Here is a 13,567-nt window from a genome sequence, read left to right as displayed (position 1 = left end):
CCTTCCGACAAGCGGACGATCCGGCCCCTCGGGGGAGGGCCGTCCCGGACGGTCCCCGCGGTCACCGGGAGCTCGCCGGGGCGTCACTGCCGGATCGACCAGCCCCGTTCCCGCAGCCCGGCGGTGAGGACCGGGACCGCCTTGGGCTCCACCATGAGCTGCACCAGACCGGTCTGCTGCCCGGTGGCGTGCTCGATACGGACGTCCTCGATGTTGACCCCCACGCTGCCCGCGTCGGCGAAGATGCGGGCGAGCTGGCCGGGCTGGTCGTCGATGAGGACGGCCACGGTCTCGTAGACGCGCGGCGCGGAGCCGTGCTTGCCGGGGACGCGGACCTGTCCGGCGTTGCCGCGCCGCAGCACGTCCTCGATGCCGGTGCTGCCCTCGCGGCGCTTGTGCTCGTCGGAGGACTGCAGGGCGCGCAGGGCCCGCACGGTCTCCTCCAGGTCGCCGGCGACGTCCGTGAGCAGGTCGGCGACCGGCCCCGGGTTGGCCGACAGGATGTCGATCCACATCCGGGGGTCCGAGGCGGCGATCCTGGTGACGTCCCTGATGCCCTGCCCGCACAGCCGTACGGCGGCCTCCTCCGCGTGCTCCAGCCGCGCGGCGACCATGCTGGAGACGAGGTGCGGCATGTGCGAGACGAGGGCGACGGCCCGGTCGTGGGCGTCGGCGTCCATGACGACGGGCACGGCCCCGCAGTGCGAGACCAGTTCCAGGGCGAGGTTCAGCACCTCGGTGTCGGTGTCGCGGGTCGGGGTGAGCACCCAGGGGCGGCCCTCGAAGAGGTCGCCGCCGGCGGCCAGCGGGCCGGACTTCTCCCGGCCGGACATGGGGTGGGTGCCGATGTAGGACGCCAGGTCCAGCCCGCGGGCCTCGAGCTCGCGGCGGGGTCCGCCCTTGACGCTGGCCACGTCGATGTATCCGCGGGCCGCGCCGCGCCGCATCACGCCGGCGAGCACGTCGGCCACGTGGGCGGGCGGGGCGGCGACGATCGCCAGGTCCACCGGCCCGTCGGGGGCCTCGTCCGTGCCGGCGCCGAGCGCGGCGGCGGTGCGGGCCTGCTGCGGGTCGTGGTCGGCGAGGTGGACGACGACGCCGCGCCGGGTCAGGGCCAGCGCGGCGGACGTCCCGATGAGTCCGGTGCCGACGACGAGCGCGGTCCTCACTGGGCGATGTCCTTGCGCAGGGCGGCCGCGGCGCCGAGGTACACGTGCGCGATCTCGGCACGGGACCGGTCGGACTCGATGTGCGCGAGGACCCGGACGACGCGGGGCATGGCGCCCTCGATGTCGAGCTCCTGGGCGCAGATGAGGGGGACGTCGACGATGCCGAGCTTCCGGGCGGCGGCCGCCGGGAAGTCGCAGTGCAGATCGGGCGTGGCCGTGAACCAGAGGCTGATCAGGTCGTCGGTGTGCAGGTCGTTGCGGACCAGGACGGCGGTGAGCAGCTCGCCCACCCGCTCCTCCATGTGACCGGACTCGTCCCGCTCCAACTGGACGGCCCCCCGGACCGCGCGTACCGCCACGACGATGCTCCTTGCTGACGTGCGTGTCTGCCGTTCGGTCATCCAGCGTAGCCAGGCCCGTGCCGGGGCGGCGCCGGGCGCTCACCCGCTGAGACGCGACGGAAATACCCGATTGTCGGCATTCGGCCACGAATTGCTGCGGATGTGTCGCTTTCAGTGCCAAGATGCGGGAGCCCCGCCCCTTCGCCTTCCCCCCTCCCGGAGTGACGACATGCCCCCTCGCGCGACGCGCCGCACGGTCCTGCTGGCGACCGGTGCGGCAGCCCTGACCGCCGGCTGCGGCTCGGACGGCGGCTACGGCGACGGGGGTGGCTCCTCGTCGGACACCGCGGCACAGGAACTGACCTCGACCGGCGACGTCCCGGTGGGCGGTGGCACGATCCTCAAGAAGGAGAAGATCGTGGTCACCCAGCCCGGGAAGGGCGACTTCAAGGCCTTCTCGGCGATCTGCACCCACCAGCACTGCCTCGTGGCCGAGGTCGCGGACGGCACGATCAACTGTCCCTGTCACGGCAGCCGGTTCAAGATCACCGACGGTTCGGTGGTGCAGGGCCCGGCGACCAGGCCGCTGCCCGAGGAGCGGATCACGGTGGAGAAGAATTCGATCCGCCGGGCGTGATCCGCCGCGTACGCTCCCCGGCATGCGCCCCGAGAGCCTGGTCGACGACCACACGATCTACGCCTGTGTCATGGGCTCCCGTGCCTTCGGCCTGGCCACGGACGGCAGCGACACCGACCGCCGGGGCGTCTTCCTCGCGCCCACCCCCCTGTTCTGGCGCTTCGAGAAGCCGCCGACGCATGTCGAGGGACCGGCCGAGGAGCAGTTCAGCTGGGAACTGGAACGCTTCTGCGAGCTGGCCCTGCGCGCCAACCCCAACATCCTGGAGTGCCTGCACTCCCCGCTGGTGGAGCACGCCGACGCCACCGGCCGCGAACTGCTGTCCCTGCGCGAGGCGTTCCTCTCCCGAAAGGTCCACGAGACGTTCACCCGATACGCGCACGGCCAGCGCCGCAGACTGGACGCCGACGTCCGCAGCCACGGCGCCCCGCGCTGGAAGCACGCCATGCACCTCCTCCGTCTGCTGAGCACCGCCCGTGACCTGCTGCGGACGGGCACCCTCACGATCGACGTGGGCGAGGAACGCGAACCGCTGCTCGCGGTGAAGCGCGGCGAGGTGCCGTGGCCCGAGGTCGAGGTCCGCATGACCCGGCTGGCCCGGGAGGCCGAGGAAGCCACCCGCCGCAGTCCCCTGCCCGAGGAACCCGACCGGCGCCGGATCGAGGACTTCCTGATCCGCACCCGCCGCGCCTCGGCGCTCCAGCCGGACCCGTACGACGAGGCGGTGCAGGGCGTCGTACGCGGCGGGGGCGTCGGGCAGCGCTGACGCCGCCCGCGCCTCGTCCAGCACGCCGTGCGGCCGCTCCACGTCGGCGCGCACGCGGGTGCGGTCGACGTCGGCGTCCCCGTGCTCGCGCTCGGCCTCGGCCTCGGCGGCGAACAGCACCGGGGCCGGCTGTCCGGCGATCACCGGGCGCGGGTCGAGGTCCGGGGTGCCGGTCACCGGTCACCGGTCACCGGTCACCGGTCAGGCGTCCCAGAGGGATCCCAGCGCCAGCAGGTCGGCCCGGTACTCGATGCGGTCGGCCCAGTCGGCCGGCCAGGCGTCCGCGCCCAGGTGGGCGCCGGCGAAGGCGCCCGCGAGGCAGGCGATGGAGTCGGAGTCGCCCGCGGTGCAGGCGGCGCGGCGCAGGGCGGTGAGGGGTTCGTCGACGAAGAGGAGGAAACAGAGCAGGCCGGTCGCCAGGGCCTCCTCGGCGACCCAGCCCTCCCCGGTCGCCAGACAGGGGTCGGTCTCCGGGGAGACGGTGCGCACGGCGTGCCGGAGGCGCTCGAGAACGGCCAGGCACTCGTCCCAGCCGCGGGCGATGAACTGCTCGGGGGTGGGGTCCTGGGCGCGGGTCCACAGGTCGCCGAGCCAGAACGCGTGGTAGCGGGTGCGGTTGTCGTAGGCGTAGGAGCGCAGGCGGCCGATCAGGCCGGTCGGCTCGGCGCCCTCCGCCAGCAGCCGTACGGCGTGGGCGGTGAGGTCCGAGGCGGCGAGGGCGGTGGGGTGCCCGTGGGTGAGGGCGGACTGCAACTGGGCGGCTCCCGCGCGCTGTTCGTCGGTCAGACCGGGGGCCAGGCCGATCGGCGCGACCCGCATGTTGGCGCCGCAGCCCTTGGAGTGGATCTGACTGGCGTCCTGCCAGGGACGGTCCTCGCGGGAGAGCAGGTGGCAGGCCTTGAGGCAGGTGTTGCCGGGGGCGCGGTTGTTCTCGGGCGAGCGCCACCACTCCACGAACTCCTCGCGCACCGGCCGCTGCAGCCGCTTCGGGGTGAGCGGTCCCCGGTCCATGGCCGTGCGCAGTCCCCGGCCGAGCGCGAGGGTCATCTGGGTGTCGTCGGTGACGATCGCCGGCCGGGGCAGGTCCATCTCCCGCCAGGGGCCGCACTTGGCGAGGATCGAGGGGACGTCGTTGAACTCGGTCGGGAAGCCCAGCGCGTCCCCGAGGGCGAGTCCGGTGAGCGCGCCTGTCGCGGCGCGCTTGGTGAGGGTGGTCGTGGTCATGCGGGGCGTCCTTCCGGGGTCGGCCGGAGCAGCGGCGGGTGGAGGGCGGCGGCGGTGCCCGCGCGGTAGAGCGCGGCGGGTTTGCCCCGGCCGCCGGTGAGGCGCGCGGCGCCCGGTACGGCCTCGACGAATCCCGGGGTGGCGAGGACCTTGCGCCGGAAGTTGGGCCGGTCCAGCTCGGCGCCCCAGACGGTCTCGTAGACCTGCTGGAGCTCGCCGAGGGTGAACTCGGGCGGGCAGAAGGCGGTGGCGAGGCAGGTGTACTCGAGTTTGGCGCCGACGCGTCCCCGCGCGTCGGCGAGGATCCTGTCGTGGTCGAAGGCGAGCTCCCGCGCGGCGTCGTACGGCGTCCAGCGGGCCTCGGCCGCGTCGCTGCCGCCGCGCGCCTCGGGCGCGTCGGGCAGCAGGGCGGCGAAGGCGACGGAGACGACCCGCATCCGGGGGTCACGGCCGGGTTCGCTGTAGGTCCGCAGTTGCTCCAGGTGCAGCCCGGAGACGTCCGTCAGCCCGGTCTCCTCGCCGAGTTCGCGCCGTGCGGCGCTCTCCGCGGCTTCGTCCGGCCGGACGAAGCCGCCGGGCAGTGCCCACCGCCCGGCGTACGGTTCCTCGCCGCGCTCGACGAGCAGGACGTGCAGCACGCCCGCGCGGAGGGTGAACACGGCGAGGTCCGCGGTGACGGCGAAGGGCTCGTAGGCGTACTTGTCGTAGCCGTCCATGACCGGCACCCCCTTTAATAGTCAGTGCGACTATAAAAGGGGGTGCGGTGGACGCACAAGCCCTGGGGGCTCTTAGAGCTCGACCTCCTGCATCAGCATCCCGACCTCGGTGTTGGACAGCCGGCGCAGCCAGCCCGACTTCTGGTCGCCCAGGGTGATCGGACCGAACGCGGTGCGCACCAGCTTGTCGACCGGGAAACCGGCTTCCGCGAGCATCCGGCGCACGATGTGCTTGCGGCCCTCGTGCAGGGTGACCTCGACGAGGTAGTTCTTGCCGGTCTGCTCCACCACCCGGAAGTGGTCGGCGCGCGCGTAGCCGTCCTCGAGCTGGATGCCGTCCTTCAGCCGCTTGCCCAGGTCGCGCGGGATCGGGCCGACGATGTGCGCCAGGTAGGTCTTCTTCACGCCGTACCGGGGGTGGGTCAGGCGGTGCGCCAGCTCGCCGTGGTTGGTGAGCAGGATGACGCCCTCGGTCTCGGTGTCGAGCCGGCCGACGTGGAAGAGGCGGGTCTCGCGGTTGGTGACGTAGTCACCGAGGCACTGGCGCCCCTCCGGGTCCTCCATGGTCGAGACGACCCCGGCGGGCTTGTTCAGCGAGAAGAACTGGTACGACTGCGTGGCGACCGTCAGGCCGTCGACCTTGACCTCGTCCTTCTCCGGGTCGACCCGCCTGCCCTGCTCCAGCACGATCTCGCCGTTGACCTCGACGCGCGCCTGCTCGATCAGCTCCTCGCAGGAGCGCCGGGAGCCGTAGCCGGCGCGCGCGAGGACCTTCTGCAGCCGCTCACCCTCCTGCTCGGCGCCGGGGAAGGTCTTGGGCAGCCTGACGTCCTTCTTGCCCGCGTACCGCTCCCGGTTGCGCTCCTCGGCCCGTGCCTCGTACTCGCGGGACGTGGCCGGGACCGAGCGCCCCCGCTGCAGGGGCTTCCTCGGCCCGCCCTTGGCGCCTCCGCGGGCCGTGGGCCCGCGGCCCGACTTGGGGCCCTCCTGGGTGGCGCCGGGGCCCACGTCGTAGCGCCGCTCCTCCGGGCGCGGCTTCTTCGGACGACCGCCCTGCCGGTCGTCGCGGTTGTTGCCGGCGCCGCGGTGACTACCGCGGCCACCGCCGCTCCCGCCGCGGCCGCCGCTGTTGCCACCACGGCTCCCGCCGTTGTTTCCGCTGCTGTTCCTGCCGCTGCTGCTTCGCATCAAAGTTCCGTCTTGTCGTCTGCGTCCTCGGAATCCGGGGCGTCCGGATCGAACGACGGGACCCCTTCCAGTGTCTCGGCCTCGATCGCCTCCGCCTCGGGGAGGAAGGGCGCGAGCTCCGGGAGTTCGTCCAGGCCGCGCAGGCCCATCCGCTCCAGGAAGTAGTTCGTCGTCGTGTACAGGATCGCACCTGTTTCGGGTTCCGTGCCCGCCTCCTCGATCAGACCGCGCTGGAGGAGGGTGCGCATCACACCGTCACAGTTCACTCCGCGCACGGCGGAGACGCGTCCGCGGCTGACCGGTTGCCGGTAGGCGACGACCGCGAGGGTCTCCAGGGCGGCCTGGGTGAGCCGGGCCTGCTGGCCGTCCAGGACGAAGCGCTCGACGGCCGCGGCGTACTCGGGGCGGGTGTAGAAGCGCCAGCCGCCCGCCACGAGCCGCAGCTCGAAGCCGCGTCCCTGGCGGGTGTACTCGTCGGCCAGCTCGCGCAGCGCGTCCGCGACCTCGCGTCGGGACCGCTCCAGTATCTTCGCCAGGTGCTCCTCGGTCGCGGGCTCGTCCACGACCATGAGGACCGCCTCCAGGGCGGGCCCGAGGTCGAGGTCCGCGACGGCGCGCAGCCCGGCCGGTGGGGCGGGGGTCTCGTCGCTCATGTCCTCTGCTCCTCCTCCGGCTGCTCGGGCGGCCGGTCGAACTCGTCGGTGACCGTCGGCGCGGCGTCGCCGTCCCCGCCGGTCCAGCGCACGGTCAGCTCGCCGAGCGCGGTCTCCTGCTCGAGGTCGACCGCCTTCTCGCGGTACAGCTCCAGCAGGGCGAGGAACCGTGCCACGACGGTCAGGGTGTCGTCCGTGTCCGCGACGAGCGCCCCGAAGCTCGCCTCGCCCAGTTCCCTGAGCCGCGCGACGACGATCCCCGCCTGCTCCTGCACGCTGACCAGCGGCGCGTGGATGTGGTCGATGTACACCTGCGGCTTGGGCCGGGGCTGCATCGCCTTGACGGCGAGCCTGGCGAAGCCCTCGGCGCCGATGCCGATGACCACCTCGGGCAGCAGCTCGGCGTGCTGCGGTTCGAGTCCGACGGTACGGGGGTAGCGGCGGGCCTCGTCGTCGAGCCGCCGGTCGAAGATCTCGGCGATCCGCTTGTACGCGCGGTACTGCAGCAGTCGCGCGAACAGCAGGTCGCGGGCCTCCAGCAGGGCGAGGTCGGCCTCGTCCTCCACCTCGGCGGCGGGCAGCAGCCGGGCCGCCTTGAGGTCGAGCAGCGTGGCCGCCACGACCAGGAACTCCGTCGTCTCGTCCAGGTCCCAGTCCGGCCCGAGAGCCCGGATGTGCGCCATGAACTCGTCGGTCACCTTCGACAGCGCGACCTCGGTGACGTCCAGCTTGTGCTTGGCGATCAGCTGCAGCAGCAGATCGAAGGGACCCTCGAAGTTCGCCAGCCGGACCGTGAACCGCCCGTCCGCCTCGTCGGCGGGTGCTTCCGGCGCCGTCGCAGCAGCCCCCGCCGGCGCCTGGTCCCGGCGTCCGGTCAGGCCGTCCTCCGGCACCGCAACCGGCTCGTCCGTCTCCACGGAACCAAGGGGAACGCCGGACTCGGCGAACGTCCCCTGCGGCGCCGTCACCGGCCCGTCGGTCTCCACGGGGTGCGTGGGCGCCGGACTGCCGGCCTGCGGCGACCCCGGCGTGTCCCGTGCGGGTCCGGCCGTGCGCTCCGGTCCTCCGGGCGCCCCGGCCGGCGTGGTGCCCCCGGGGCTCGTGCCGTCCGGGCCCGGGCCCTCGGGTCCTGCCGCCCCGTTCCCCGCCGGGCCGGCGCCCGGCCCGCCCGCGTGCGGGGCAGCCGCCGGGCCCCGGCCCAGGGTGCGGCGGCGCGGCGGCCGGTCACCGGAGGCGGGTGTGTCGTTCGAGGTCATGGCCTCCGCAGGCTACCGCTACCGCCCGCGGAGACGTCGTACGAGGATGCTGGCGTCCCCGCGGCTCTCCAGGTCGGCGAGGACCACCGCCACCGCCTCGCGGACGATGCGGCCGCGGTCGACGGCGAGGCCGTGCTCGCCGCGCAGGACGAGCCGCGCGTGTTCCAGGTCCATCAGCTCCTCGGCGGACACGTACACGGTGATCTTCTCGTCGTGCCGCTCACGGCCGCTGGGCCGCCGCGCCGCCGCTCTGCCCCGCTTGCGCGGGGCCGCGTCCTCCTGCGCCGTCTGACGCCGTCCGGAGCCCGTGGCGCCGCGACCGCGCGACTCCCCGGCCCCCGCCGGCTCGGCGTCCGCCGCGACGTGCTCCGCGCCCTCGCCGTCGCCGCCCTGTGCGGGCACCGACGGCGGCGCGTCCTCCTGCGCGGCCGCCGCGTCGCCCTCCCCCGCGGGAGCGGGAACGCGGGCGTCGCCGTTGGCGCGCCGGGGAGTGGACGCCTGGAGCGCCATCCCCCCTGTCGTACGGAAGAGTTCGTCGGCCCCCGGCAGACTCACTCGGCGTGACACCGGGCGAGCACCTCCCTGGCGAGCTGGCGGTAGGCGGCGGCACCGACGGAGTTGGACGCGTACGTGGTGATCGGCTCGCCGGCGACCGTGGTCTCCGGGAAGCGGACCGTGCGGCCGATGACCGTGTGGTAGACGTGGTCGTCGAACGCCTCGACCACCCGCGCGAGCACCTCACGGCTGTGCACCGTGCGCGAGTCGTACATGGTGGCGAGGATGCCGTCGAGCTCCAGGTCGGGGTTGAGCCGCTCCTGGACCTTCTCGATGGTCTCGGTCAGCAGCGCCACGCCGCGCAGTGCGAAGAACTCGCACTCCAGCGGCACGATCACCTTGTGCGCGGCGGTCAGCGCGTTGACCGTGAGCAGGCCGAGCGAGGGCTGGCAGTCGATCACGATGTAGTCGTAGTCGTCCATCAGCGGCTTCAGCGCCCGCTGCAGCGTGGACTCGCGCGCGACCTCGCTCACCAGCTGCACCTCGGCCGCCGACAGGTCGATGTTGCTGGGCAGCAGGTCCATGTTGGGGACCGCCGTCTTCAGCAGCACCTCGTCGGCCGCCATCCCCCGCTCCATGAGCAGGTTGTAGACGGTGAGGTCGAGTTCCATCGGGTTGACGCCCAGTCCGACCGACAGCGCGCCCTGCGGGTCGAAGTCGACGAGCAGCACCCGGCGTCCGTACTCCGCGAGCGCGGCACCCAGGTTGATGGTCGACGTGGTCTTGCCGACGCCGCCCTTCTGGTTGCACATCGCGATGATCTTCGCGGGTCCGTGGTCGGTCAGCGGGCCCGGGATCGGGAAGTACGGCAGCGGGCGCCCGGTCGGACCGACGCGCTCACGGCGCTGGCGCGCCGCGTCGGGCGCGAGCGTGGCCGCGTACTCCGGATCGGGCTCGTACTCGGCGTCGGGGTCGTAGAAATGCCCCTCGGGCAGTTCGTCGAAGTCGGCGAGCTGGTTGTGGGGCGCGCCACTTCCGTCGCCGGCCATGGCGTTCACGTGATGGCCATCCATGCTCTGGTGTGCTGGGTGAGTCACCCCTGGAGTCCGGTGACTCCGGTGGGCTGCGAAGGTGCGCACAGCGACGGAGCCGACAGCAGCGAATCCCGCGGGCTCCTGGTCCGGCGCAGGCATTCCTGGGTGACCACCCCCGGGAGTAAATGTCGACTCATTCACAAGTCGTCTTACCTCCTTGGTGACCAGGAAACTTCTAGACAGGTCAGCGTGGCACCATGCCGACGATTGGCGACTCTATGGCGTGTCGACCGTCCGCAGCAACACAATCCGCCGGACCCGACCCGATGTGTCGGCAATGAAACATCCCTCTGTCAAGGGCGTACGGCCGTCGCACCGCAGGTTTCACGGGTGTGCGAATCGGTAGAAGGGTTACGTTCGAGGCGAGTTGTACAGGAATCAGGAAGTGACCATACACACATCCGGCCGGACCTCGTGGGACAAGGTCCGGCCGGGCGCGTGGCGTTGACGATCCGAGTTGACGTGTCGCCTTTGCCGGTGGGTGACTTGGTCGACTTACCGCCCTGGCGGGGTCAGCCGAGCAGCGAGGCGAGCTCGACGTGCTGGAGGCCGTGCGCCTCGGCGACCTCCCGGTAAACGACCTTGCCGTCATGCGTGTTGAGGCCCTTGGCGAGCGCGGGGTCACGGCGCAGCGCGTCCGCCCAGCCGCGGTTGGCGACTTCGACGATGTACGGCAGCGTGGCGTTGGTCAGGGCGTAGGTCGAGGTGTTGGGCACGGCGCCGGGCATGTTGGCGACGCAGTAGAAGACCGACTCGTGGACCTTGAAGGTCGGCTCGGCGTGCGTGGTGGGGTGGGAGTCCTCGAAGCAGCCGCCCTGGTCGATCGCGATGTCGACAAGGACACTTCCCGCCTTCATCCGCGAGACCAGCTCGTTGCTGACCAGCTTCGGCGCCTTGGCGCCCGGGACCAGCACCGCGCCGATCACCAGGTCGGCCTCCAGGCAGGCCTTCTCCAGCTCGAAGGCGTTGGAGACGACGGTCTGGATCTTCGTGCCGAAGACCTTGTCGGCCTCCTTGAGCTTGTTGATGTCCTTGTCGAGCAGGGTCACGTGGAAGCCCATGCCGATGGCGATCTGCGCGGCGTTCCAGCCGGAGACGCCCCCGCCGATGACGACGGCCCGGCCGGCCAGCACACCGGGGACACCGCCGGGGAGCACACCCCGGCCGCCGTGGGCGCGCATCAGGTGGTAGGCGCCGACCTGGGTGGAGAGCCGGCCCGCGACCTCGGACATCGGGGCGAGCAGCGGCAGCGCGCGGCTGGGCAGTTCGACGGTCTCGTAGGCGATGGCGGTGGTGCCGGACTCCAGGAGGGCGTCCGTGCACTCCTTGGACGCGGCCAGGTGCAGGTAGGTGAAGAGGATCTGGTCCTTGCGCAGGCGGTGGTACTCCTCCGCGACGGGCTCCTTGACCTTCAGCAGCAGGTCGGCCGCGGCCCAGACCTCGTCGGCCGTGTCCAGGATCTGCCCTCCCGCGGCGATGTACTCGCCGTCGGGGATCGAGGAGCCGACACCGGCGCCGCGCTCGATGACGACCTGGTGACCATGGCGCACGAGCTCGTGCACGCCGGCGGGGGTGATGGCCACCCGGAACTCGTTGTTCTTGACCTCGCGGGGGATGCCGACCTTCACGTGGATCACGGTCCTTGGCTCAGAGGGTATGGGGTATCACTACACATACCCGGGCACACACGGGCACACCGGGAGAGACCGCAGAAGATGGTGCGGCAGAGCCAGTTTAATGAAGGTGTTCCCGCTGTCTAGCCTTCCAATGCTTCAATCTTCAGCGGATGCGCTACGGATTTCGCAGGCGTCAGCGCGGTGTTCCGGTGCGGAGTCGTCCTCCGGGGCCTCCTCGGCCAGCATCCGCTCGGCCGTGCTCCGGTGCAGCGCGGCGGACGCGGCATCCCCGAGGTGCTCGAAGGAGTCGGCCAGCCGCAGGTGCAGCGCGGCCTGCAGACGGGTGTCCTCGGCCCGGCGCGCCCACTCCACGGCCTCCCGGCAGGTGCGCAGCGACTCGTCGAGCCGGCCCGCGTACTCCTGCACCCGGGCCAGTTCGCTCAAAGCCCGCGCCTGGGCGGCCACGTCGCCGTGCCTGCGGTGCCCGGCGACGGCCGCGCGCCAGTTGCGCAGCGCCTCGCCGTAGCGGCCGGCGTAGGTGTGGGCGGCGCCGATCCGGCCGTAGAGCCGGGCGGCCTCCGCGCCCTCGCCCCGCGCCAGCCGCTCGGCCAGGGCCCGGCCGAACCAGTCGGCGGCCCGGTCGAAGTCCCCGAGCTCCAGGTGCGCGCCGCCTACGGATTCCATCGCGCGGCCGGTCGCGTACGGGTCGTTCGCCTCGCGTCCGGCGTCCAGCGCGGCCCGGTAGCGCGTCAGGGCGTCCGCCGTGCGTCCGGTGTGGGCGTCGAGGTCGCCCAGGTTGAGCAGGGCCGCCGCCCGCTCCCGGGGCAGTTCGCGGCGCTCGGCGACGTCGAGGACGAGGCCGTGGATGTCGTACAGGTCGCTCGCGGCGGCCTGGGTGCCGAAGTGGGCGGCCATGGCGCGCACCAGCTGGGACATCAGGCGCCTGGCGAGGGTGTCCAGCTCCCCGTCGGCGACGGCGAGCCGGGCGGCGGCCAGCAGTGCGGGGCGGCGCAGCCGCAGCCAGTCGGCGGCGGCCCGCGGGCTCGCGAAGCGCAGGGCGCGCGGCATGCCGAGGAGTTTCTCGTGTGCCTGGGGGTTGTCGGTCTCGGTGATCGCCCTGCACGACTGGAGCAGCCGCACGGTCCGCTCCAGCATGCGGGCGCGGGCCAGCTGGAGTTCACCGGGCTTCTCGTGCTCCGCCGCGAGGTCGTGCAGCAGCGGGTGCAGGCAGGAGGGCACCCGGTACTGCGGCTGGGCGGAGCCCACCGAGTGCAGCAGACCGTGCGCGGCGAAGCCGTCCAGGGTGGTGTGGGCGTCCTCCACCGGGCAGCCGGCCAGGGCGGCGGCGGTGTGCGGGTCGACCAGGCCTCCCGGTGCGATGCTGAGCAGGCGCAGCATCCGGGCGGCGGTCGTGGGCAGCGAGTCGTGCACCAGCCGTCCCACACGGGTGACGGCGGTGTCCTGACCTGCGGGGTCCGTGTGCAGCTGTCTGGCGAGGTCGGCGACGGCCGCCTTGGGCCGGGCGGCGAGCCAGCCGCCGGCCAGCACCAGGGCGGCGGGCAGGGCCTGGCACTGCTCGGCGAGCCGCTCGGCGGCCCGGGGGTCGACCGTGATCCGCACCGATCCGGTCAGCCGGGACAGCAGTTCCACCCCGGACTTGGTGTCGAGGCCGCCCAGGGTGCAGGGGCGGACGTCGGCGATGCCGGTGAGGGGGCCCGATGAGACGGTGACGGCGAGGCAGTCGGGGTTGTCGGGGAGCAGCGCGTCGACCTGCTCCGCGTCGGCCGCGTCGTCCAGCAGGAGCACCGCGCGGCGGTCGGCCAGGGCGGTGCGCAGCGCCTCGGTGAGTTCGTCCTCGGGGGCTCCGGCCGGGGCGGGCGCGTCCAGGGCGTCGAGCAGTTCCCGCGCGGCGCGCCCGACGGGCACGCGGGTGCCGTCGGGTTCGCCGAGGCGGGCGCGGAGTACCCCGCCCGGGTAGTGTCCGGCGACCTGGCGCACGAGTTCCTCGGCGAGGGCCGTCCGGCCGGATCCGGGCCGCCCCGCGATGAGCAGGACGCGCGCACGGGGTGCCTTGCGGCCGGAGAGCGTGTCCAGCCCGGCGCGCTCGATGTCGGCGCGCAGCTCCTTCAACTCCCTGGTACGGCCCAGGAATCGACCGTCCGGGGCAGCGTCCCGAAGGAGCCGCACACCACCGGGGTCCACTGCCTGATCCGTCACGGGCCACACTCCCGTCCCACCGCACGCGCAGGCCCGCCGGGTCTTCCGGATCGGGCGTTTCGCAGAGCCTAGTTCACGCTCTGCGACGTTCCGTGAGGAGCGCGGTACCGGGAGCAAGACTCCCCCGATCGGATCAACAGATCGTAGGACCGACGGTTCGGGGCGGCGGCGGGGAGCCGGGCGGCCGACGCGGCG

The 13,567-nt window shown here is 72.9% G+C and carries 13 protein-coding genes and 1 pseudogene; 2 read left to right on the top strand and 12 right to left on the bottom strand.

The annotated features are described in order from the left end of the window. Positions 1 to 83: 83 nt before the first annotated feature. Complete coding sequence (locus IE172_RS23705) at positions 84 to 1,169, bottom strand: prephenate dehydrogenase (protein ID WP_190099328.1); 1,086 nt, start codon at positions 1,167 to 1,169, stop codon at positions 84 to 86. After that, a complete protein-coding gene (gene aroH, locus IE172_RS23700; protein WP_190099327.1) occupies positions 1,166 to 1,528 on the bottom strand; it encodes a chorismate mutase in 363 nt (120 codons plus the stop codon). Before aroH ends, IE172_RS23705 begins: the two co-directional genes overlap by 4 nt. Before the next feature lie 211 nt (positions 1,529 to 1,739). On the opposite strand from aroH, the gene IE172_RS23695 reads away from it, so the two are divergent. Beyond that, entirely contained in the window at positions 1,740 to 2,147 is a 408-nt protein-coding gene (locus IE172_RS23695; protein ID WP_190099326.1) for a Rieske (2Fe-2S) protein, read from the top strand. A gap of 22 nt (positions 2,148 to 2,169) precedes the next feature. After that, entirely contained in the window at positions 2,170 to 2,913 is a 744-nt protein-coding gene (locus tag IE172_RS23690) for a nucleotidyltransferase domain-containing protein (protein WP_190099325.1), read from the top strand. On the opposite strand, the pseudogene IE172_RS34705 reads toward IE172_RS23690, so the two are convergent. The 10 genes and pseudogenes from IE172_RS34705 to IE172_RS23645 all read right to left on the bottom strand — a co-directional run. After that, positions 2,845 to 3,015: pseudogene (locus IE172_RS34705) on the bottom strand (nucleotidyltransferase domain-containing protein); the annotation flags it as partial. The gene IE172_RS23690 and the pseudogene IE172_RS34705 sit on opposite strands and share 69 nt — an antisense overlap. A gap of 99 nt (positions 3,016 to 3,114) precedes the next feature. Further along, positions 3,115 to 4,137: an ADP-ribosylglycohydrolase family protein gene (locus tag IE172_RS23685; RefSeq protein WP_190099324.1), complete on the bottom strand. Its 1,023-nt coding sequence runs from the start codon at positions 4,135 to 4,137 to the stop codon at positions 3,115 to 3,117. After that, positions 4,134 to 4,853: an NUDIX hydrolase gene (locus tag IE172_RS23680; RefSeq protein ID WP_190099323.1), complete on the bottom strand. Its 720-nt coding sequence runs from the start codon at positions 4,851 to 4,853 to the stop codon at positions 4,134 to 4,136. The genes IE172_RS23685 and IE172_RS23680 overlap by 4 nt, the downstream gene beginning before the upstream one ends. A gap of 72 nt (positions 4,854 to 4,925) precedes the next feature. Then, positions 4,926 to 6,041, bottom strand: a complete 1,116-nt coding sequence (locus IE172_RS23675; RefSeq protein WP_190099322.1) for a pseudouridine synthase — start codon at positions 6,039 to 6,041, stop codon at positions 4,926 to 4,928. Further along, positions 6,041 to 6,694 carry an SMC-Scp complex subunit ScpB gene (gene scpB, locus IE172_RS23670; RefSeq protein WP_190099321.1) on the bottom strand — a complete coding sequence of 218 codons (654 nt, stop codon included), beginning with the start codon at positions 6,692 to 6,694 and terminating at the stop codon, positions 6,041 to 6,043. The genes IE172_RS23675 and scpB overlap by 1 nt, the downstream gene beginning before the upstream one ends. Then, positions 6,691 to 7,950, bottom strand: a complete 1,260-nt coding sequence (locus IE172_RS23665) for a segregation and condensation protein A (RefSeq protein ID WP_190099320.1) — start codon at positions 7,948 to 7,950, stop codon at positions 6,691 to 6,693. Before IE172_RS23665 ends, scpB begins: the two co-directional genes overlap by 4 nt. 18 nt (positions 7,951 to 7,968) lie before the next feature. Beyond that, on the bottom strand, positions 7,969 to 8,517 hold the full coding sequence (locus IE172_RS23660) for a hypothetical protein (protein ID WP_190099319.1): 549 nt from the start codon (positions 8,515 to 8,517) through the stop codon (positions 7,969 to 7,971). Further along, positions 8,502 to 9,638 (bottom strand): ParA family protein, encoded by a 1,137-nt coding sequence (locus IE172_RS23655; RefSeq protein ID WP_190099318.1) that lies wholly within the window; start codon positions 9,636 to 9,638, stop codon positions 8,502 to 8,504. The genes IE172_RS23660 and IE172_RS23655 overlap by 16 nt, the downstream gene beginning before the upstream one ends. A gap of 413 nt (positions 9,639 to 10,051) precedes the next feature. Continuing rightward, a complete protein-coding gene (gene ald, locus IE172_RS23650) occupies positions 10,052 to 11,176 on the bottom strand; it encodes an alanine dehydrogenase (protein WP_190099317.1) in 1,125 nt (374 codons plus the stop codon). 135 nt (positions 11,177 to 11,311) lie between these two features. Then, complete coding sequence (locus IE172_RS23645; protein WP_190099316.1) at positions 11,312 to 13,372, bottom strand: tetratricopeptide repeat protein; 2,061 nt, start codon at positions 13,370 to 13,372, stop codon at positions 11,312 to 11,314. Positions 13,373 to 13,567: the final 195 nt, after the last annotated feature.

The organism is Streptomyces griseoflavus (genome assembly GCF_014649995.1).
Taxonomy (GTDB): Bacteria; Actinomycetota; Actinomycetes; order Streptomycetales; family Streptomycetaceae; genus Streptomyces; species Streptomyces griseoflavus.
This window is presented reverse-complemented; position numbering and strand designations above follow the sequence as displayed.

Excerpts from the sequence above, each read along its gene's own strand:
- IE172_RS23695 (WP_190099326.1), top strand. The coding sequence starts at position 1,740 with ATGCCCCCTCGCGCGACGCGCCGCACGGTCCTGCTGGCGACCGGTGCG.
- IE172_RS23690 (WP_190099325.1), top strand. The coding sequence starts at position 2,170 with ATGCGCCCCGAGAGCCTGGTCGACGACCACACGATCTACGCCTGTGTC.
- IE172_RS23685 (WP_190099324.1), bottom strand. The coding sequence starts at position 4,137 with ATGACCACGACCACCCTCACCAAGCGCGCCGCGACAGGCGCGCTCACC.
- IE172_RS23680 (WP_190099323.1), bottom strand. The coding sequence starts at position 4,853 with ATGGACGGCTACGACAAGTACGCCTACGAGCCCTTCGCCGTCACCGCG.
- IE172_RS23675 (WP_190099322.1), bottom strand. The coding sequence starts at position 6,041 with ATGCGAAGCAGCAGCGGCAGGAACAGCAGCGGAAACAACGGCGGGAGC.
- scpB (WP_190099321.1), bottom strand. The coding sequence starts at position 6,694 with ATGAGCGACGAGACCCCCGCCCCACCGGCCGGGCTGCGCGCCGTCGCG.
- IE172_RS23665 (WP_190099320.1), bottom strand. The coding sequence starts at position 7,950 with ATGACCTCGAACGACACACCCGCCTCCGGTGACCGGCCGCCGCGCCGC.
- IE172_RS23655 (WP_190099318.1), bottom strand. The coding sequence starts at position 9,638 with ATGCCTGCGCCGGACCAGGAGCCCGCGGGATTCGCTGCTGTCGGCTCC.